Origin of the sequence: Rhizobium herbae (genome assembly GCF_019511375.1) — a bacterium.
In the GTDB taxonomy this organism is placed as follows: domain Bacteria; phylum Pseudomonadota; class Alphaproteobacteria; order Rhizobiales; family Rhizobiaceae; genus Pararhizobium; species Pararhizobium herbae_A.
In genome coordinates this window covers 148059-167923 of sequence record NZ_JAEUAO010000007.1, presented here as the reverse complement: position 1 = coordinate 167923, position 19865 = coordinate 148059, and the positions used below count along the sequence as shown (strand labels likewise).

Below are 19865 nucleotides of genomic sequence, written 5' to 3'. Positions count from 1 at the left end.
ACGAAAAACTGCCGCGCCTTTACCGGCTATTAACCCTAACGGATTGATAACATCGCCCATGACATGGTTTCCGGAGCGTGAGAGCCCAATGACGTCCGCACGAATGAAAACAGGCCTTTCCCTAATGGGCCTTTCTCTGTGCCTCGCCGTATCCGGTTGCAGCAGCTATCAGCCGGCGCCCAAGGCGTTTCATGAAGCGACGATCCAGCCGTACCGCGTCGACAGCGGCGACCGGCTGCGGATCAGCGTCTTCGAACAGGCTGGCCTGACCGGCACCTATACGGTCGACCAAGCGGGCTATGTCGCCTTCCCGCTGATCGGCGCCGTGCCGTCGCGCGGCCATACCCTGCCCGAGATGGAGAAGATGATCGCCGGCAAGCTGCGCGAGGGCTATCTGCGCGATCCGGACGTGACGATCGAGGTGGATCGCTACCGCTCCGTCTTCATCATGGGCGAAGTCGGCCAGGCCGGGCAATATTCCTATGTTCCGGGCATGACGGTGCAGAACGCCATTGCGGTTGCGGGCGGCTACTCGCCGCGCGCCAACCAGGCGAATGTCGACGTGACCCGCAAGATCAACGGACGTATCCTCACCGGCCGGGTTTCGATTTCCGATCCGATCATGGCCGGCGACACCATCTATGTGCGCGAGCGGCTGTTCTGACAGCCATGTCGGATTCCCGCCCGCTACGCATCATTCATTGCTTCAGATCGCCGATCGGCGGAATCTTCCGCCACGTCCGCGATCTGGCCGAGGCACATGCCGCACAGGGTCACGAAATCGGCATCATCTGTGACAGCACCACGGGAGGCAGCTACGAAGACGCTCTTTTCGACGAGATAAGGCCATTTCTCACGCTCGGTCTCGTCCGCCTGCCGATCCCCCGGTCCATCGGCCCGACGGATCTGGCGGCACTCTGGAGCAGCTACAAGGAAATCAGAAGTTTGCGGCCGGATATCCTGCACGGTCATGGCGCCAAAGGCGGCGCCCTGGCCCGGATCATCGGCTCAGCCTTGCGGGTGAACAGGTATTGCGTTGCCCGCCTTTATTCGCCGCATGGCGGAAGCTTGCACTACGACAGCCGCGCGCTTTCCGGCAAGGTCGTGTTTGTTCTCGAGCGTCTTCAGGAGTTTCTCACGGACGCGATCGTCTTCGTGTGCGATTTCGAGCGCACGACCTATGAAAAAAAAGTCGGCAAGCCGCGCACCCGCAGCGAACTGATCTACAACGGCATCGACGATCGTGATTTCGAAACCGTCCTTGCCCGGCCCGACGCCGTCGATTTCCTCTATATCGGCATGCTGCGCGACCTGAAGGGACCCGACCTCTTCGTCGATGCTTTCGCGCGCGCCGAGCGCATCATCGGCAAGCCGCTGTCGGCCATGATGATCGGCGACGGACCGCAAAAGGGCGAATACGAGCAGATGATGCTGGAGCGCGGTCTTGGCCGCCGTATCGAGATGCTGCCGGCGATGAAAGCGCGCGACGCATTTGCCTTGACGCGCAATGTCGTCGTGCCCTCGCGGGCTGAATCCATGCCCTATATCGTTCTTGAGGCGCTGGCTGCGCGCAAGCCGGTGATCGCCGCCAGGGTCGGCGGCATTCCTGAGGTACTGGGTTCGGAAAGCTCGGCTCTTGCTGTGCCGAGCGACGCACAGTCGCTCGCCGATGTCATGACCGCCGCAATGACCGAGCAGGATTGGGCGGCCAAGGTGATGCCGGATGCGGGCGCCTTCAAGGCAGCCTTCTCGACGTCGACCATGGCGGGCAGCATCATGCGGCTCTATCGCCAGCTTGTCCCGGAATCGGCCGCGCGGCAGGATCGGCCGCACAACCGCCCGTAAGCGTTTCTTAGGGGCTTTCTGCTATGCCGGACGCATCTGAACGGCCGAGCGGATATCATGAACCAGATCGACAAACAGGAAACCTTCGATACCGAAGCGCTGCGAAAGAAGATTTCGGAAATCCGCACCATCGCGCCCCACGAAAGAAGGGAGAGCGAAGCGAGCCGCGAACTCAACCCGCTGGCCCGCCGCATCGCAGAACAGTTCCGCACCGACACCTATTCTCCGAACATGATCATCGGTCTGATGCGGCTGTTCGAGTTCACGGCGCTGTTTGCCATCGGCTATGCCGTTCACGCATTCTATATCGCGCCGAGGCTTGACGAGCTGCTCGGCTATTGCGGCCTGATTGCCGGCGGTTCGGCCCTGACCGTCGGCTTCCTGCAATTGTGCGACGGCTACCAGGTGCCGTTGCTGCGCTCCGCCGCGCGCGCTCTGCCGCGGCTGATCGGATGCTGGACGCTGGCCTTCGCCGCCATGGCGCTGGCACTGTTCCTTCTCAAGATCGGCGGAACCTTCTCGCGGCTCTCCTTCGGCGGCTGGTATGTCTTCGGCGCCGTCTTCCTCGTCGCCGAACGTACCTTCATCGCCTATTCGATCCGCCACTGGGCACGCAACGGCACGATGGAGCGCCGCGCGGTCATCGTCGGCGGCGGCCAGCCGGCCAAGGACCTGATCCGGACGCTGGAACATCAGTCCGACAACGACATCCGCATCTGCGGCATCTTCGACGACCGCGACGAGCGCCGCTCGCCGGTGATCGTCGCCGGCTATCCGAAGCTCGGCACCGTCACCGAACTGGTGGACTTCGCCCGTCTCACCCGCATCGACATGCTGATCATCGCGCTGCCGCTGACGGCCGAAGACCGCATCCTGGAACTGTTGAAGAAGCTGTGGATCCTGCCGGTGGATATTCGTCTTGCCGCCCATGCCAACAATCTCCGCTTCCGTCCGCGCAGCTATTCGCATGTCGGCCAGGTGCCGATGCTCGACATCTTCGACAAGCCGATCGCCGACTGGGATTCGGTCGCCAAGCGCGTCTTCGACGTTTTCTTCAGCCTTCTCGCGCTGGCCCTCCTCTGGCCGGTGTTCATCGGAGCGGCGATTGCGGTGAAGGTGAGTTCACCCGGCCCGATCATTTTCAGGCAGAAGCGCCACGGCTTCAACAACGAGACGATCGAGGTCTACAAGTTCCGCTCCATGTACACCCACATGAGCGATCCCACGGCGCGCAATGCGGTCACCAAGGGCGACCCGCGCGTTACTCCGGTCGGGCGGTTCCTGCGCAAATCCTCCATCGACGAACTGCCGCAGATCTTCAACGTGCTGAAGGGCCAGCTCTCGCTCGTTGGCCCGAGACCCCACGCGGTGCTCGCCCAGACTGCCGACCGCACCTATTCGGACGTCGTCGAGGGTTATTTCGCCCGCCACCGCGTCAAGCCGGGCGTCACCGGCTGGGCGCAGATCAACGGCTGGCGCGGCGAGATCGACAATGACGAGAAGATCAAGTTCCGCACCGCCTTCGATCTCTACTACATCGAAAACTGGTCGCTGTGGTTCGACCTGAAGATCCTGTTCCTGACGCCGATCCGGCTTCTCAACACGGAAAATGCCTATTGAGCACGCTTGGCGCCACGTCTGCCGCGGTTTTTCGTCCGCAGCTTGCCGCCGTGGCGATCCTCGGCTCGGGCATGGTGACCTTCGGCGTTTTCCTCTCGGGTTTCGTCATTGCCGAACCTGCTCCTTACGAAGTCTTCATGGCGGCGCTGATCGGCCTGTGGTTCCTCTTCGGGCTGAAAATCTCGCGCGCCATCGCGCCGCTGCTTGCGCTGTTCATCCTGTTCATCACCGGCGGCCTTCTGTCCTTGACCGTCATGCGCGATCTTGCGACGGCGCCGATGTACATGGCCGTCTCCGGCTTCCTCGCTCTCACGGCCGTCTTTTACGCGGCCATCATCGAAGCCCGCCATGAACGCCTGAAGCTGATCTTCGACGCCTGGGTCGCCGCCGGTGTGCTGACCTCGCTGCTCGGCATTCTCGGCTATTTCGGCGCCATACCCGGGGCTGAGAATTTTACGCTCTACGATCGCGCCAAGGGTGCCTTCCAGGATCCCAACGTCTTCGGACCGTTCCTCGTCGCCCCGTCGCTCTATCTCATGTACCGGCTGCTCACCGAACGGATCACCACCGCGGCGCTGAGGGCGGTCGCGATCCTGATCATGGCACTCGGCCTGTTCCTCTCCTTCTCGCGCGCCGCCTGGGCGCTCTATCTCTTCTGCGCCTGCGCCCTCGTTCTGGTCATGCTGCTCAAGGAACGCACGGGCGCGTTCCGGCTGAAGATCCTCGTGCTGGCGCTCGGCGGCGCGCTCCTGATGATCGCGGCACTGGTCGTCGCACTGCAGATCCCGCAGGTCGCCGATCTGTTCTCCAACCGCACGCAACTCGTGCAGGATTATGACGGCGGCCATCTTGGCCGTTTCGACCGCCACAAGATCGGCTTCCTGATGTCGATGGAAAAGCCGCTCGGCATCGGCCCGATGGTGTTCAGCAACATCTTTCCCGAGGACGAACACAATATCTGGCTGAAGTGCCTCACCTCCTATGGCTGGCTCGGCTTCGTCTGCTATGTCACGCTGATCATCTGGACGGTCACCATGGGCTTTCGCTTCCTGCTGCTTAACCGGCCGTGGCAACCCTACCTGATGATCGCCTGGATCGTCCTGATCGGCCACGCCGCCATCGGCAATGTTATCGACACCGACCACTGGCGGCACTTTTACCTGCTGCTCGGCATCATCTGGGGCTGTGGCGCCCTGGAATACCGCCACCGGCGCAACGCCGCAGGTCCCTTGACGCATCGGCGTCTGAGCGCGCCAACGCAGCGTTAACATCAACATTGTACACAGGGTGCGGATCGGCTCCACATCGGGGCCGGCGGCGGATTGTCAGAATGAGCATCGACCCTCCCATCGCCGAAAGTGGCGGCAGCCTTCGTATCCTCCAGGTACTCGAGCCGAGCGGCGGCGGCTCCGGACGCCATTTCCTCGATCTTTGCCGCGGGCTTAAACGGCGTGGCCATCACGTGGAGGCCGTCTACTCGCCGGTTCGGGCGGAGGCGGCCTTTGTTCGCGAACTGAAATCGCTCGATCTGCCGGCAGTCCACACCGTTGCGATGAAACGCGCGCCGGGCTGGTCGGACATTGCCGCCTTTTGGGCGCTGCGCGACATCATCGCGGAGGGCAGTCCGTTCGACATTATCCATGGCCACAGCTCGAAGGCCGGCGCGCTGTCGCGCCCTCACCTCACCGGCCGCCACATCCCGCGCGTCTACACGCCGCATGCCTTCCGCACCATGGACCCGTCGCTCGGCAAGGCCGGACGCCTGATCTACGGCGCCATCGAACTGATCCTGGCGAGCCTCTTCACCGACCATCTCATCTGCGTGTCCGATGACGAATATGCCCATGCGCGGTCGCTTGGAATCCCTCAAGACAGGCTATCGGTCATCGTCAACGGCGTCGCGCCGCTGCCGCTCGACATGGCAAGGACGGTGCGCGCCTCCTTCGGCATCCCGGCCGAGACCTTCGTGTTCGGCTTCGTCGGCCGCCTGTCGCATCAAAAGGCGCCCGAACGGCTGATCGAAGCCTTCTGCAGCGCCGCCGCCCGCCTGCCCAATGCGCAGTTGATCATGGTCGGCGCGGGCGAAGGCGAGCGCGACGTGCGCAAGGCCATCGCCGGGAGCGGCCTGCAAAACCGCATCCGCCTGACCTCGGCCTTCAGCGGTTCCCAGGCCATCCCCGCCTTCGACGTCCTCGTCATGCCGAGCCGCTACGAGGCGATGTCCTATGTCATGCTGGAAGCAGCCGCCGCCGGAAAACCGATCGTCTCGACGGATGTCGGCGGCGCATCGACGGCAATCGACAGGGACAGAAGCGGCCTGATCGTTGCCAATGACGGCGACACGAGCAAGCTGGCAAACGCCATGGTCGACAGCGCCGATCCTGCCCGCTACAAAGCCTTGGTCGCCGCGGCTGAGGCGAGAATGTCGGATTTTTCGCTGGAGAGGATGATCGACAAGACCGAAACCGTCTACCGCCAGCTTGCCGCAGGGGCTTACACCAAAGATCGCTGACAATGACCGTGCGACGGCACGGAAACGGGCGTCCGGGTAGAAGAAACCACGGAGCGATGCCTGAGCATCGGTCGAGGATTTCGACGCCCTCCCGTGGCCGATTTCCGCGCCACCCGGAGGCCCGTCGCTTGTGGCTTCCGGGCGTCGTCAAAAATCCTCGCCGGACTTCTATCCGACTGCGGTTTTCTGCCGGCCGGAAGTTAAACCGGTCGCATCGGTCATCATCAATCTTTGGTGCTAGCCCTCTGCGCACCAGCCGCGCTTGCCGTCCGCCCCATGCCGGGCAAGGCCCTCGGCCACCAGCATGTCGCCGATCGACCGCCCCTCGCCCACCGTCACCCGGGCATTTTGGACGCCGGCCTTGCCGCCGGCCCCGGCGAGACGGACCTCGCCGGCATTGAGGATTTCCCACAGCCGCCGCTTTGCCAGCGAGCCGAACTTGCGCTCGTTGTCGCATTTGGCCTGTTTGATGCGCGGCACCTCGATATCCGCGATCTGGACCTTCTGGCGCCCGTACCAGAACGTACCGCCGTCGATGACGCAGTTTTCGAGCGTCACCGTGCAGAAATAATAGGTGCCCGGCTTGCCGTTGCGGGAATTTCCCACACCCGTGATCCGCGCCGGCGGTTCAAGGGCCGCCTGCTCGACCGGCCGCGCTCCGGGTCTTGGCATTGCCAGAGCCGGCCTTGCCTTGTCCGGCTGCTTTTCGGCCCGCTTCTCGACCGGTCGCGGCTTGGCGATCGACGCCGTATAGAAGGGTGCTGCCATCGGCACGATCTCTGCCCGGTGATCATAGGCGACCGCAGCGCTCACCGACAGGACACCGGCCAGATACCAGGGCCACATGCCGCCCTTCGCCTGCTTCCGGCCCGCCCGCCGCTTGTGGCCTTTTCTACTCGCTGTCTTCGCCATCACCCGGCTCCCCGATTAACAGCCGGCATTATCGGGGCAACGGGTTGCTGAAAACTTTAAGGATCGAAAAATTTGACGCCATGGCTGGGATGCAGCACCAGACGCCCGCGCTTTTTTCTCATCGATTTCCAAGCCTTTTCCAAAATCAGGGCTTGCGCCAGAAGTCCCGATTATATACGGCTCTTTTCGGTTCGGAGCGTAGCGCAGCCCGGTAGCGCACTTGACTGGGGGTCAAGGGGTCGTGGGTTCGAATCCCGCCGCTCCGACCATTTTCCTCCTTTGAAGTCCTTAGTCTTTTAGAAGCCGGAATATCGCGACAGCGGGAAATTCGGAAAATTGGGAGCGGCTTGCGCTTGGACTGAAAGCCGCAAGGGCCGCGGCCGCTATTCGGGTGCTGCCGGCTTGTCTACCAGCTTCTCTACCAATCGCCTAAGTTCCGACGGCGTAGTTTGGCCTGCCACGACCTCGTAATAGCCGATCCCAGCGCGTCGCAGCGCCTCTTTCTTGATGGCATCGCGCGCGGCTGCGGCGCCCTGGTGATGGGCCCCGCCTTGATATTCGATCGCGCATCGGGGCTGGCAGTCGCCATCCACCAACAGCAGGTCGACCCGCTTCGAGTTGATGCAACTGTGCGCGACCGCATCCTTGCTGCGGATGATCTCGCCCAACGATACTTGCGCCATCACCTGCCATGCCGGGTTGCGGCGAATGAGGATGCGGTCGAGTTCCTTGAATACGCGCGCTTCGCTCTTGTTGAGAAGCGGCTGAATTGCGAAGGTCGCACCCATAACGATCCGCAACTGGTCAGCAGCATCGGTTTTTTTTGAAGGCTCCATCGGAGGCCAAGGCCCAGTGGCGATGCTCGCCCCACTCTTTTTCCCCCAGCGGGGGCGGTTCTTTTCCCGCCATGCCTGCCTTCGCATTCGGGACAGGAATTGCTCGATGGTCATACCGGCGAAGGCGCCGGCAAACAGAACGGCGACAAGAAGGTAAGGATTTTCGGTCAATGCAACGGCAAGATGGTCGCTTGCCGTCATGGCGCCGGCAGCATCCAGCGCGAACGCACCGATAGCCAGGCCAGATGATGCGGCGAAAAACAGCGGCCTCTTTCGCAGACTACGGTTGCTCTGACGATAGTCCATGCCCCTCTCCGCCGTTTCGCGCCCAGATCGTAAACGCTGAGCACGTTGGCGAAAAGCTACACAAAAGAGTTAGCCCGGTGCTTATTGCGCGCCTCCGGCATCAGCACGTCCCGCCGAAGCGAACGTGCTACCCACGCATCCGGTAGGCACCTTGAGAGCCGATCGTAGTCTCAACTCCACCCGCCCCACCAGCCGCCATCAATGCACCGACGCCTCCGGTTCCGGGTCCTCCAGAAACGACCGGATGCCGTCGCGCTCGACGGTGGCGAGGAATTCCTCGAAGGCTTCCTTGTCGGTGGGGAAAGGCTCTTCCCAGACGGTCAGGCCCTCGTCCTGGTCGATCACCTCCATCGTCCAGCCGTCGTTGCTTCCGGCATTGCGGAAGATGTCGACGAGCACGGTGACGCCGTCATCGGTGAATTCGCCGGCGAAATCCGAATGCTCGAGCTTCTGCTTTTTTGCCATTTGACTATGCCTGTTTCGGGTTGGTGACGGTGGCGGTGAGCCGGCCTCGGGAGCGTTCGCGGCTAGCGGTCCCCTCGAGGCGCCTGGCGGCTTCCTTGATTTCGAGCGGCGTAAACAGCGAGCGATAATCCGCCCGCACCATCGCCGCCTCCATCGACAGTGCGGCCTTGCCGGCGTCCATCAGGCGCTCGAGGCCGGTCGTGCCCGGCTTGAACACCAGTTCCTTCGCCGCTTCGACGCCGCCGTTCAGGATGACGAGGCGGCGAAACAGAACGGGGCGGAAGCCAAGGCGGGCGCAATGGTCGTAGAGGGCGAGCATCTCGGCATGGAACTTCGCCTGCAGGGATTTGGTCATGTCGCTCGTTTCTTCATCCTTGAAGACGCAGATATGGAGATGCCGGCGCTCAAGCCCAAGGGTCTGTCTGTCGTTTCAATAAAACAGGTTGCGAAAAACAATGTGACACATCGGGAAAGGATAGGAAACGCTCACTCTCGAACATGGATGTCGGCCTCGGCGGCGGCCTCGATAAACGCCTTGCGCGCATCTTCCGCCGGCCGCTTGCCCTCGACGGCGGCAGCACAGATGTCGAGCGCGCGGTTCAAGACGGGTGCATCGTCGAGCGGCCAGTCCTCGATCATCGCCCAGGATGCCTCGGTGACGTTGGAGATCGTCACATATTTGCCCGGCCCCTCAAGGGCGAGCGTCACGCTTTTCGTCCAGGGCCTTTCCATGCGTTGCGCCTTGCTCGTCAAAATTGATGGAGATTCACAGTGTACGTCTCTGACGGCACGAGCGGAATGCAGAGCAACGGAGAACGCAGGGCCGCATCGCTACGGAGCGCCCTCCGCGAAACCAGCTGCCTGGTCTGCCTCAGCGCACCTGGTCGAGCAGCCGCTTGCATTCCAGGAGGTCGTAGAGCGCTTCCTGCAGCAGGGCGCGATCCTCCTTGCCGACCGAGGTCTTGCCGACCGAGATTTCCGGCGCCTCGTCATTGCCGCCGACGAAAGAGAAGAACCGGCGGCTCGCCGGCGCCTTGGCGCGACCGACGATCTGGTCCTCGTCCGGGTTGCCGAGCTTCGGCTGCGCCGGCTCCTCGATATTGGCCGCGGCCAGCGCCTCGACGGTGGCGAGATCGCCGCTGGCAATTGCGGCAACGAACTTGTTGCCGTTCATCTTCAGAAGCTTCTGAACGCCCTTGATCGTATAGCCGTGATCATAGAGCAGATGGCGGATGCCCTTCAAGAGATCGACGTCTTCCGGCCGGTAATAACGCCGCCCGCCGCCGCGTTTCATCGGCTTGATCTGCGCAAAGCGCGTCTCCCAGAACCGCAGCACGTGCTGCGGCAGGTCGAGATCGTCGGCCACTTCACTGATGGTGCGGAACGCGTCCGGGCTCTTGTCCATGTCTTCCCCCATCGAACACGGCTGCTGCACAATTGCTCAAACCGGAATTGCTCCAGGAATGACATTATGCGGCAATCTGAAAGTTCTACAGCGTCCTTTACGCGCCTGAACAGACGCGCGGGGCTGTAGACGGATCGGGCGCGACCGTCGTCCTGCGTCGTCCCTGGCAGCAATACGAATGATTACACGAATCATGCGTATTTCAACGGCTTATGGACGCGTTTTCAACCACTTTAATGATAAGTGAGCAATTACGAAGCCGGCGATTGCGGTTTCAGCTTGGCCTTGCGGGCCAGATGCGCCTTGAGAACGCGCTGCTTCAGCACGTTGGAGGCCTTGAAGGTCATGACGCGGCGGGGCGAAATCGGCACTTCCTCGCCGGTTTTCGGATTGCGGCCGATGCGCTCGTTCTTGTCGCGTACCTGGAACGTTGCGAAGGAGGAGAGCTTGACGCTTTCGCCACGGACGATGGCGTTGCAAATCTCATCGATCACGGTCTCGACCAGTTCGGCCGATTCCGTTCGGGAAAGACCGACCTTGCGAAAAACCGATTCGGCCAAGTCTGCTCGTGTCACCGTTTTTCCGCTCATCGTCCCCCACCGATTTTCTTGAAATATCGATTAGCCCGGAAGAGTATTGCCCTTGTCCATTCCGGTCAAGCCTCTGCGTTATATTGTCTTTTCTTTACCAGCGCAGCAGGATGGAACCCCATGTGAAGCCACCGCCCATGGCCTCGAGCAGGACGAGATCGCCCTGTTTGATACGGCCGTCGGACGCCGCGACGTTGAGTGCAAGCGGAATGGAGGCGGCCGAAGTGTTCCCGTGGAGGTCCACTGTAACCACAACCTTGTCGAGCGGGATGCCGAGCTTCCTGGCGGATCCGTCGATGATGCGGCGATTGGCCTGGTGCGGCACCAGCCAATCGAGATCCTCGGCCGTCGTGCCGGTCGCCTCGAACGCCGCTTCGATGACGTCGGTGATCATGCCGACCGCATGCTTGAAGACCTCGCGGCCCTCCATGCGCAGGTGGCCGACCGTGCCCGTCGTCGATGGGCCACCGTCGACATAGAGTTTTTCCTTGTGTGCGCCATCCGAGCGCAGCTGCGCGGTCAGGACGCCGCGATCGGCGGTCGTTCCCTCGCCTTCCTGCGCTTCCAGAACGATGGCGCCGGCGCCATCGCCGAACAGGACGCAGGTCGTCCGGTCGTTCCAGTCGAGAATGCGCGAAAACGTCTCCGCGCCAATCACCAGCACGCGCCGGGCAAGCCCGCCGCGGATATAGGCGTCGGCCGTCGCGACGGCGTAGATGAAGCCGGAACAGACCGCCTGCACGTCGAAAGCCGCGCCATGATGCATGCCGAGGCGATTCTGGATGTTGACGGCCGTTGCCGGAAATGTGTTGTCCGGCGTCGAGGTCGCAACGATGATCACATCGAGGTCGGCGGCCGTCAGGCCGGACTTGTCGAGGGCGGCGCGCGCTGCCGCCTCGCCGAGCGAAGCGGTCGTTTCGCCCTCGCCGGCGATATGGCGCTGGCGGATGCCGGTGCGCTGCACGATCCATTCGTCGGACGTGTCGACCTTCGCTTCCATTTCGCTATTGGTCATCACCCGTTTGGGAAGCGATGCCCCAAAACCGCGAACCACAGAACGGATCATACTCTTCAAACCTCGTCGGCCATGCCGCTCGCCGCACCTTCGGCGGGACGCGAGGCATGGTATTTTTGCAAATCGTTTTCGATCTTGGCCTTCAGGCCGTTGCGGACCATATCGTAGCCGACGTCGATCGCCGCTGCGAAACCTTCCGCGTCGGTTCCTCCATGGCTCTTGATCACGACACCATTAAGGCCGAGGAAGACGCCACCATTGACCTTGCGCGGGTCCATCTTCTCACGCAGGCGGTCGAAGGCGCCCTTGGCGAGAATATAGCCTATTTTGGCAAGTAGAGTGCGCGACATCGCCGCGCGCAGATATTCGGCGATCTGCCGGGCGGTGCCCTCGGATGCCTTCAGCGCGATATTACCGGCAAAGCCCTCCGTCACCACGACGTCGACCGTGCCGCGGCCAATGTCATCGCCCTCGACGAAGCCGAGATAGTCGATGCTGTCGGGAGCCGCTTCGCGGATCAGCCGACCGGCCTCCTTGACCTCTTCCTGGCCCTTGATCTCCTCGACGCCGACATTGAGCAGACCGAGCGTCGGGCGCTCGATCTCGAACAGGGCGCGCGCCATGGCGCCGCCCATCAGGGCGAAATCCATCAGTTGCTGTGCGTCCGCGCCGATCGTTGCGCCGACGTCGAGCACGATGCTCTCGCCCTTCAGCGTCGGCCAGATCGCCGCGATCGCCGGGCGCTGGATGCCGGACATGGTGCGCAGGCAGAACACCGACATCGCCATCAGCGCGCCGGTATTGCCGGCCGAGACGACCACGTCCGCGTCGCCCCTGTTGACGGCGTCGATCGCCTGCCACATGCTCGCCTTGCCGCGGCCGCGCCTGAGCGCCTGGCTCGGCTTCTCGTCCATGGCAATCGCCAGCTCGGAAGGGTGAAAGGTGCTGTTCGCCTTCAGCCTGGGATATTTTTCCAGGAGCGGCGCGCACTGATCCTCGAGGCCATACAGGACGAAACGGATATCGGGATGCCGTTCGAGCGCCCTTGCGGCACCCGGGATGACGACCTGCGGACCGAAGTCGCCGCCCATCACATCAACAGAAATTCTGACCACGCGTGCCTTATCCTTTATTCCTGCCACACCGCATGTTTCGTCCCGGCGCAATCAGCGTGAGCGATGGAGACACACGTGTTTTCATGACGTTTGAGACGCAACGGCCCCTGCTTGCGGGGCAAACGGCCCAACGGGCTGGATTTCGGCCAAAATACCGTTTTTCGCTGGTGTGACAACCGATTTGTGTCGCGAGCCTTTCCAGACTCAGTCCTTTTTCCAATCCTTGAGCACCGCGAAAGGATTGGGACGGACATCATCCTTCTCGCTGCTTTCGATCCGCTCACCGAAGCTCGCCCCCTGCTTGCGAGGATAGGGGTCGATTGCCAGCGCCGCGTGTTCCGCGACGGTGACGCCCACATCGATGGTGTCGCCGCTGAACATGTCGGGAAGATCGGGGCCGTCCGGATCGAGAATCATCTCGCCCGTATCATTGGCGGCGATCCGCGCCAGCCGCGAGCCCTCCGGCACGAAGATCGCTTCGACCGGCTCGTCGAGTTCCGCTTCCACCGGCTCCAGCGTCACCACGCAGGCCTGGACGATCTTCGCCTTGACCCTGCCCTTGATCTTGACGCCGTCCTTCTTCCAGCGGGCGATCTGCAGATCGGAGGAGAGCGACAGCACGTCCGACACACCCCACAGATCGCGCAGCGCCTTGCGTTCGGCCTCATTGGCCTCAAGATGAACCGTCACGGCATTGGCGGAGATATGGCCAACCTTGACCGGAAAGGAAAACGCGGGTTTCTCGTCGTGGTTCATCGTCAAGTCCTTTCGGGCGGCGTCGCCGCCCAAGATGGTGCTGCCGGTAGCGGCTCCGGGGGTCGCGGTGCGGTGCTTCAGGCGGCCGCATCGGCCAGGTCGATCCGGCCGGTTTCTACGACATCCTCTCCCACTTCCGCAAGCTGCGCTTCGGCACGCAACATATAGCTTGCGAGCCCATCCATGGAGAGGGCCGGGTCGTCCGTCTGCGGGTGGAAATTGCGCTTCAGCGCTGCCGCCAGCTCGTCGCCATCCTTATGATCCAGCGCCGCCGCATAGCTTTCCAGCCGGCCGTAAAACATCGAGGCGAACTTCTTCATCTTCTTCGGCACGCTGACGTCGCCGACGCCCAGCTCGCGTATCGAATGATCGACATCCTCGAAGAAGGCGTCGATGATTTCCTGCGCGATCTCCTGCCCCACCCGACCGGAGCTGCGGGTGCGGCGAAAATAGAGGATCAGCGTTGCCGACAGCATTTCGAAGCGCCCCATCACCGTGTCGGGAACGCCAAGATCGGTATAGAGATAAGGCCGCCGGGCGGCTGCGGTCAAAAGATCGTACTGGCGCGCGACAATGGCCGCATTGCTGTTTTTTTTGCCGAACAGTCCGAATATCATCATAAAGCCCAAGTTTGACCGCTTCAAAATGCGCCGGCCCGCGCATCCTGTTATTGCATGATCGCTGAAGCTGGTTTACCGAAGCAGGCACGAAATGCAATGGCGCATCTGCCAGCGTTACCTTGAGGGAGATGTCGTTGACGAAACGGTATTTCAAGTCAGACATGAAATTTCTGAGCAACGTGACTTTTACATTGGCAATTTGCGCAACGACCCTTTCGGGCTGCAAGACGGCCGAGGTGCTGAACACCAGCCAGACCATCAATCAGGGTTATGTCGTCGATGAGGAAACGCTGGCGCTGGCACCGGTCGGCTCCAGCCGTGAACAGGTGCTGCTGTCGCTCGGCACGCCGTCGACCACCGCGACCTTCGACAATGAAGTGTTCTACTATATCTCGCAGAAGCGCCAGCGGCCGGTTGCCTTCATGAAGCCGAAGCTGGTGGACCAGAGCGTCCTTGCCGTCTATTTCGACAAGGAAGGCGTCGTCTCGCAACTGGCCCACTACACGATGCAGGACGGCAAGGTCTTTGACGTGATTTCCCGCACGACGCCGACCGGCGGCAAGGAAATGACCTTCCTCGGCCAGTTGCTCTCCGGCAACGGCATCGGCAAGACCATGGCCCGGTCGATCTTCTCCGACGGTTCCGACTACGGCAAAAAGTAGCAGCATCAAGAGATTGCCCTCGATACGAAAAGCCCGCGGAAGAGACCTCCGCGGGCTTTGTGCTTGTGGCGTGACCCCCACAGGCGCAACCGGACGCCTGTGGGGTGCAATCAGGCGAGAACCGCCAGAAGCAGAAGAGCGACGATATTGGTGATCTTGATCGCCGGGTTGACGGCGGGGCCGGCCGTATCCTTGTAGGGATCGCCGACCGTATCGCCGGTAACGGAAGCCTTGTGGGCTTCCGAGCCCTTCATGTGCCTCGTGCCGTCCTTGTCGACAAAGCCGTCCTCGAAGCTCTTCTTGGCATTGTCCCAGGCGCCACCGCCCGAGGTCATCGAAATCGCAACGAACAGGCCGTTGACGATAACGCCGAGCAGGGACGCACCCAGTGCAGCAAAGGCAGAGGCCTTCGAACCGGACAGCGCCAGCACGCCGAAATAGACGACGATCGGCGCCAGCACCGGCAAAAGCGACGGCACGATCATTTCGCGGATCGCGGCCTTGGTCAGCATATCGACGGCGCGGCCATAGTCCGGCTTGTCCGTTCCTGCCATGATGCCCGGCTTTGCCTTGAACTGGCGGCGGACTTCTTCCACCACCGAGCCGGCGGCCCGGCCGACGGCGGTCATGGCAATGCCGCCGAACAGGTAGGGAATGAGCCCGCCGAAGATCAGGCCGGAGACCACATAGGGGTTGGAGAGATCAAACGAGATCACCCCGATATCCGCAAAATAGGGATACTTGTCGCCGTTTGCCGCGAAATATTTCAGATCGTTCGAATAGGCCGCGAACAGCACCAGCGCGCCGAGGCCGGCCGAGCCGATCGCGTAACCCTTGGTGACCGCCTTGGTGGTATTGCCGACGGCATCGAGCGCATCGGTCGATTTGCGCACCTCCGGCGGCAGATGCGACATCTCGGCAATACCGCCGGCATTGTCGGTGACCGGACCGAAGGCGTCGAGCGCCACGATCATGCCGGCAATGCCGAGCATGGAGGTGACCGCGATACCGGTGCCGAACAGCCCTGCCAGCTGATAGGTGGCGATGATGCCGCCGACGATGACGATTGCCGGCAGTGCAGTGGATTCCAGTGACACCGCAAGCCCCTGGATGACGTTGGTGCCGTGGCCGCTGACGGAGGCCTGGGCGATGGAATTCACCGGCCGCTTGTTGGTGCCCGTATAATATTCGGTGATCACCACGATCAGCGCTGTAACGACGAGGCCAAGAATGCCGCAGATGAAGAGGTTGGCACCGGTGATGTCCTTGCCGTCGATGACGCCGATCGAGCTCCAGCCGATGGTCAGAGACGTTGCCGCGCCAAGGCCGACGATCGACAGCAGGCCGGTGACGATGAGGCCCCTGTAGAGCGCGCCCATGATCGAGCCGTTGGAGCCGAGCTTGACGAAGAACGCGCCGATGATCGAGGTGATGATGCAGGCGCCGCAGATGGCCAGAGGATAGGCCATGACAACCGCAAGGTTCGCAGCGCCGGCAAAGAAGATCGACGCAAGGACCATGGTCGCGACGATCGACACCGCATAGGTCTCGAACAGGTCGGCCGCCATGCCGGCGCAATCGCCGACGTTGTCGCCGACGTTGTCGGCGATCGTCGCCGGGTTGCGCGGGTCGTCTTCCGGAATGCCGGCTTCCACCTTGCCGACGAGATCGCCGCCGACATCGGCACCCTTGGTGAAGATGCCGCCGCCGAGACGGGCGAAGATCGAGATGAGAGAAGCGCCGAAGCCGAGCGATACCAGCGCGTCGATAACTTCACGCGAGCCTTCCGGCAAACCGAGGCCGGCGGTCAGCACGAGGTAGTAGATCGACACGCCGAGCAGCGCCAGGCCGGCGACCAGCATGCCGGTGATGGCACCGGACTTGAAGGCGATACCGAGACCGGCCGCAAGGCTGACGGAGGAGGCCTGCGCCGTGCGCACGTTGGCCCGGACCGAGACATGCATGCCGATGAAGCCGGCAGCGCCGGACAGGACAGCGCCAATCAGAAAGCCGATGGCGGCGGTGGCGGAGAGAAGAACCCAGGCCGCGATGAATACGACAGCGCCGACGAGGGCAATGGTCTTGTATTGACGGGTGAGATAGGCCTGCGCCCCCTCGCGTATGAAGCCTGCAATCTCTTGCATGCGGGCATTGCCCTGGTCGGCTGATAGCACCGACTGCGTCGCCCAGATGGCATAAACCACCGAAAGCAACCCGCATGCGATAACGCCCAGTAATATGGTCATTTCGCACTTTCCTCCGTTTAAGCCTGCGGGCTCACTCCGTTCCACAGGCCCCAAAAAGCGCTGCCGACCGTGCCTCCTCTTCAAGCGACGGTAGCAGACGTGGCGAGAGAGTGCGGTGACGAATCGGGATCGTCAAGCGGCCATAAAGGGAAAAACCCACGTTTTTCGGTATGTTGGCGGCAGCTTACGGGAGCGGGAGAGCAGTTTCGGCGTCAGATCTCAGGCCGGACGCCGCTTTTCGGCGAAAAACAGCGAAATCAGCATAAGGCAGAAAGCCGTCACGGGCCAGACCGCAGCGCTCTAGGCGGTCAGCACCTTGCCCGAACCGAAGGCCTCCGCAGCGAAGCGCTCCGGCCAGCGCCATATGCAGGTCTTGGACTTGCACGTCGCTCCACGATTCAACGGTGCCCACGCCGTCGGCACTCAACAGATAACTACCCGGAAAATTTGCTAAAGAACCATGTTAGTATAATCGTAACAATGATAGAAAGTGCCGAGCTTATTAAAAAGTCGCGTAATTTAATTTGATTCCTAAGCATATATACATAGTATATAAAAAAGAATACCAGGGTAATAAACGACGCGCTTAGGGCGAGTTTTATCATGCTATACTCCTGAGAATGGAGTGGGGTAGCCGCAAGACAATCCCACTCCTTTGAGCAGGTGACTCAAATCTTGTGGTTCCCGTCACCATGACATAATCGAGTATAAGCACGAAGAAATCGCTCCCCCAACAGCGCCGCCTACCGCCCCCTTGACGCCACCTGGCGAGCCCGCAATTGCTCCGCCTATGGCACCTCCTGCGACCGCCTCCGGGCCTGTTCGCGGAATATTTGGAGTAGAGCGATGGTTTAAAGCGGTGCTGCACGGTTCCATCGCGGCACGGCTTCCCCCAGTATCGAGAAAACACTACAATTAAAGGTTCATTTTCTGGAATATGTTTTGTGATACACACAGAAAAATGTAACAATGTATGACATAACAAATAACGTCGGCAAATAAAGAAGTATTCCCCGTGGTATTCGTTCAACGCCTGAATGAAGAAGCTGCTGTAAGAATAAAATTCGTCAGCGTAGCCGACTAAATGCAGAGCGAAAAAACTGCCTGCCACCGCTGCAAGGAACGAAATTCCACCACCCAGCATCGCTGCGAGATTTCCTCGGCTGTATAGAAATGGGGCTGCCGCCGCCATGAAAAGGACGAACGCATATGTGACGGCGGCAGTCCAAGACAAAGGCATCTCCCTGCTCGAACATCTTAGATGTCGGTGTTGGATAAAAGATTCTGTTTCGGCGCCAACGGAAAGTGGCGGAGATTACTTACACGCTCTATTAGCAGCCACCCCCGCAGCGGCAGCCACAGATGTGGCAACGCCCTTTGCCACCCCGGCTGGGCATCCCACCCGCGAGGCCAGCCGTGGCCACGGCAGCGCCGACCGCTGCTGAGCACTTGCTGACACTATAGCTCGACTTGTTCGTCAGGTTTGGTCCGCCTTTAGAGCTATTTACCCACTCGCGCTCGATTATCTTCTTCCACACGATCACACTCGACTGCCCGGGGGCGGCGGAAATCTCACCATCAGCATCTGCTCGAAAAAATCTCATGGTATCTTGGGTTATTCTGGACAGCCCGCGCCGCTTGTTCGAGCTTGTGAAAGTTCTTTCTGATGTATCTGATGTAAGGACCGAGCCTTGCATCGGCGATTGACTCGTCGCGCGCATAGAGCGTCATCAGCAACATCACATCGTAAAGGCACATATTGGGAACATTGAGCTTCGCGCGCTCGGTCCGGTTCTTTGGATCGGCGTCGTCCTCGCTATCGGGTACGTTAGGCACCCGCCGTTCCTCGATGATGGAAACTGGCGTTTGATCAACTTTCAGATCGCTGGCGTTCAGCAGAACCTGCAGCAATTCCTGCTGGACAACGTTGCGCGCAAGCAACTTGTCAACTTCGAGTGTCGCGCCTTCAAATTCGTTGATTGCAACGTAAAGACGCGGCTCCAAGCCTATCTCAATCATAGATAGCCCCATACCATATTGACTTAAGCGGGCGTCAATAGGCTTGGTCATTCCAGCCCGCGTCATGATCAGAGCAAGCTCGCCGACGGCAGTTTGGTTGAAATTCTCCTCCCCCTGATGGAGGTGTACATAGAGAAACGTCGAGTTTGGGCATGCAACAATGTCAGGCTTGAAGCCAATCGTTGGGCGTAGCCACGTCACTTCTCGAACTATATCGAAGAAGAGCAACACCAATTTCTTGGTGCTCTCACTTCGACCACCATAAATGCAGACATCAAAACGCGAAGCCCATCGATTAAGTTGGATGTTCTCATCGTATGAACCCGAGGCGAGCGATTGCCTGAAAATCTGCTCGAAGCGATCATAACCCCGCGACGGAAAGCCGAACATAACAATCGAAACGGCCGCAGCAATTGAGACAGGCAAGAGCCAAGTCATAAAACGCTTCAGCGCTCGTACTCGTAACACCGGCATAAATCCACGTCCGCTGAAAAATTGATGATGACTTTCCCGCAGGTCCAGCTGCAATGTGTGCTCCCGTGAAACGGCGGGAGCACACAAAACAACACTGCCTATTGTTTGCGGCGCCCAGAGTATGGATCATGGCATGAGCCGCAAGTGGGGCTGGCGCTGACCGATACCCCTTTGTTACCAACATCTACCTTTACATTCGCGTGGGACGCGATGTGCCCTAGGGTATTACCAAATGTACTCCTGGTACCGTCTCTGTTTCGCTTGTGCTCCCTGTTCACCCTGTCCTCGGTGTCCGGCCCGCTGCGGCTTCCACTGCCTCCGCTTCCCATAGAAATCTCCTAACCTGTTGCTAATATTATCTATTGTGTTTGGCCAGCTGCGAGCGTTTTCAACGCACTCACCCAACCATGACGACGTAATTTGCGCGCCACATCTTCTAGGTTGCAGGCGCTGCCACTTTATTTCAA

General features: G+C 60.8%; 19 protein-coding genes and 1 tRNA gene. 7 read left to right on the top strand and 13 right to left on the bottom strand.

The genetic code is table 11. The features are described 5' to 3' along the window. Window positions 1-88: 88 nt before the first annotated feature. The 5 genes from JNB71_RS23015 (at window position 89) to JNB71_RS22995 (ending at window position 5977) form a co-directional block, all read left to right on the top strand. Entirely contained in the window at window positions 89-664 is a 576-nt protein-coding gene (locus JNB71_RS23015; protein WP_220374108.1) for a polysaccharide biosynthesis/export family protein, read from the top strand. A 5-nt stretch (window positions 665-669) separates the two neighbouring features. Beyond that, the gene (locus JNB71_RS23010; protein ID WP_220374107.1) at window positions 670-1845 is read left to right on the top strand and encodes a glycosyltransferase family 4 protein; all 1176 of its coding nucleotides are present in this window, start codon (window positions 670-672) and stop codon (window positions 1843-1845) included. Window positions 1846-1902: 57 nt separating this feature from the next. Continuing rightward, window positions 1903-3465 (top strand): undecaprenyl-phosphate glucose phosphotransferase, encoded by a 1563-nt coding sequence (locus JNB71_RS23005; RefSeq protein ID WP_220374106.1) that lies wholly within the window; start codon window positions 1903-1905, stop codon window positions 3463-3465. Further along, a complete protein-coding gene (locus tag JNB71_RS23000) occupies window positions 3462-4733 on the top strand; it encodes an O-antigen ligase family protein (protein WP_220374105.1) in 1272 nt (423 codons plus the stop codon). The genes JNB71_RS23005 and JNB71_RS23000 overlap by 4 nt, the downstream gene beginning before the upstream one ends. 62 nt (window positions 4734-4795) lie before the next feature. Beyond that, a complete protein-coding gene (locus JNB71_RS22995; protein ID WP_220374104.1) occupies window positions 4796-5977 on the top strand; it encodes a glycosyltransferase family 4 protein in 1182 nt (393 codons plus the stop codon). 237 nt (window positions 5978-6214) lie between these two features. Here JNB71_RS22995 and JNB71_RS22990 read toward each other — a convergent pair whose 3' ends face one another. After that, complete coding sequence (locus JNB71_RS22990; RefSeq protein ID WP_220374103.1) at window positions 6215-6889, bottom strand: thermonuclease family protein; 675 nt, start codon at window positions 6887-6889, stop codon at window positions 6215-6217. A 192-nt stretch (window positions 6890-7081) separates the two neighbouring features. Between JNB71_RS22990 and JNB71_RS22985 the strand changes: the two genes are divergently transcribed. After that, window positions 7082-7158 (top strand) — tRNA-Pro (locus tag JNB71_RS22985). Between the two features lie 114 nt (window positions 7159-7272). On the opposite strand, the gene JNB71_RS22980 is transcribed toward JNB71_RS22985, so the two are convergent. From JNB71_RS22980 to JNB71_RS22930, 10 genes are all read right to left on the bottom strand, one after another. Then, window positions 7273-8031 (bottom strand): DUF2726 domain-containing protein, encoded by a 759-nt coding sequence (locus tag JNB71_RS22980; RefSeq protein ID WP_220374102.1) that lies wholly within the window; start codon window positions 8029-8031, stop codon window positions 7273-7275. A 198-nt stretch (window positions 8032-8229) separates the two neighbouring features. After that, entirely contained in the window at window positions 8230-8496 is a 267-nt protein-coding gene (locus JNB71_RS22970) for a hypothetical protein (RefSeq protein ID WP_220374100.1), read from the bottom strand. A gap of 4 nt (window positions 8497-8500) precedes the next feature. Beyond that, window positions 8501-8851 carry a hypothetical protein gene (locus JNB71_RS22965; RefSeq protein WP_220374099.1) on the bottom strand — a complete coding sequence of 117 codons (351 nt, stop codon included), beginning with the start codon at window positions 8849-8851 and terminating at the stop codon, window positions 8501-8503. A gap of 131 nt (window positions 8852-8982) precedes the next feature. Then, entirely contained in the window at window positions 8983-9228 is a 246-nt protein-coding gene (locus tag JNB71_RS22960; RefSeq protein ID WP_220374098.1) for a DUF982 domain-containing protein, read from the bottom strand. 139 nt (window positions 9229-9367) lie between these two features. Then, the gene (locus JNB71_RS22955; RefSeq protein WP_220374097.1) at window positions 9368-9901 is read right to left on the bottom strand and encodes a MerR family transcriptional regulator; all 534 of its coding nucleotides are present in this window, start codon (window positions 9899-9901) and stop codon (window positions 9368-9370) included. Between the two features lie 251 nt (window positions 9902-10152). Further along, window positions 10153-10491, bottom strand: a complete 339-nt coding sequence (locus tag JNB71_RS22950; protein ID WP_112855501.1) for an integration host factor subunit alpha — start codon at window positions 10489-10491, stop codon at window positions 10153-10155. A gap of 94 nt (window positions 10492-10585) precedes the next feature. Further along, window positions 10586-11557, bottom strand: coding sequence for a beta-ketoacyl-ACP synthase III (locus JNB71_RS22945; RefSeq protein ID WP_220374096.1), 972 nt, complete (start codon window positions 11555-11557; stop codon window positions 10586-10588). Window positions 11558-11562: 5 nt separating this feature from the next. Continuing rightward, window positions 11563-12621: a phosphate acyltransferase PlsX gene (gene plsX / locus JNB71_RS22940; RefSeq protein WP_220374095.1), complete on the bottom strand. Its 1059-nt coding sequence runs from the start codon at window positions 12619-12621 to the stop codon at window positions 11563-11565. Between the two features lie 204 nt (window positions 12622-12825). Next, complete coding sequence (locus JNB71_RS22935) at window positions 12826-13377, bottom strand: YceD family protein (protein ID WP_220374094.1); 552 nt, start codon at window positions 13375-13377, stop codon at window positions 12826-12828. A gap of 77 nt (window positions 13378-13454) precedes the next feature. Beyond that, window positions 13455-13994 (bottom strand): ubiquinol-cytochrome C chaperone family protein, encoded by a 540-nt coding sequence (locus JNB71_RS22930; protein WP_220374093.1) that lies wholly within the window; start codon window positions 13992-13994, stop codon window positions 13455-13457. 131 nt (window positions 13995-14125) lie between these two features. Between JNB71_RS22930 and JNB71_RS22925 the strand changes: the two genes are divergently transcribed. Next, window positions 14126-14659 (top strand): outer membrane protein assembly factor BamE, encoded by a 534-nt coding sequence (locus JNB71_RS22925; RefSeq protein ID WP_220374092.1) that lies wholly within the window; start codon window positions 14126-14128, stop codon window positions 14657-14659. Window positions 14660-14769: 110 nt separating this feature from the next. Here JNB71_RS22925 and JNB71_RS22920 read toward each other — a convergent pair whose 3' ends face one another. Then, window positions 14770-16905 carry a sodium-translocating pyrophosphatase gene (locus JNB71_RS22920; RefSeq protein WP_220374091.1) on the bottom strand — a complete coding sequence of 712 codons (2136 nt, stop codon included), beginning with the start codon at window positions 16903-16905 and terminating at the stop codon, window positions 14770-14772. Between the two features lie 1578 nt (window positions 16906-18483). After that, window positions 18484-19452 carry a hypothetical protein gene (locus JNB71_RS22915; protein WP_220374090.1) on the bottom strand — a complete coding sequence of 323 codons (969 nt, stop codon included), beginning with the start codon at window positions 19450-19452 and terminating at the stop codon, window positions 18484-18486. Window positions 19453-19865 lie beyond the last annotated feature (413 nt).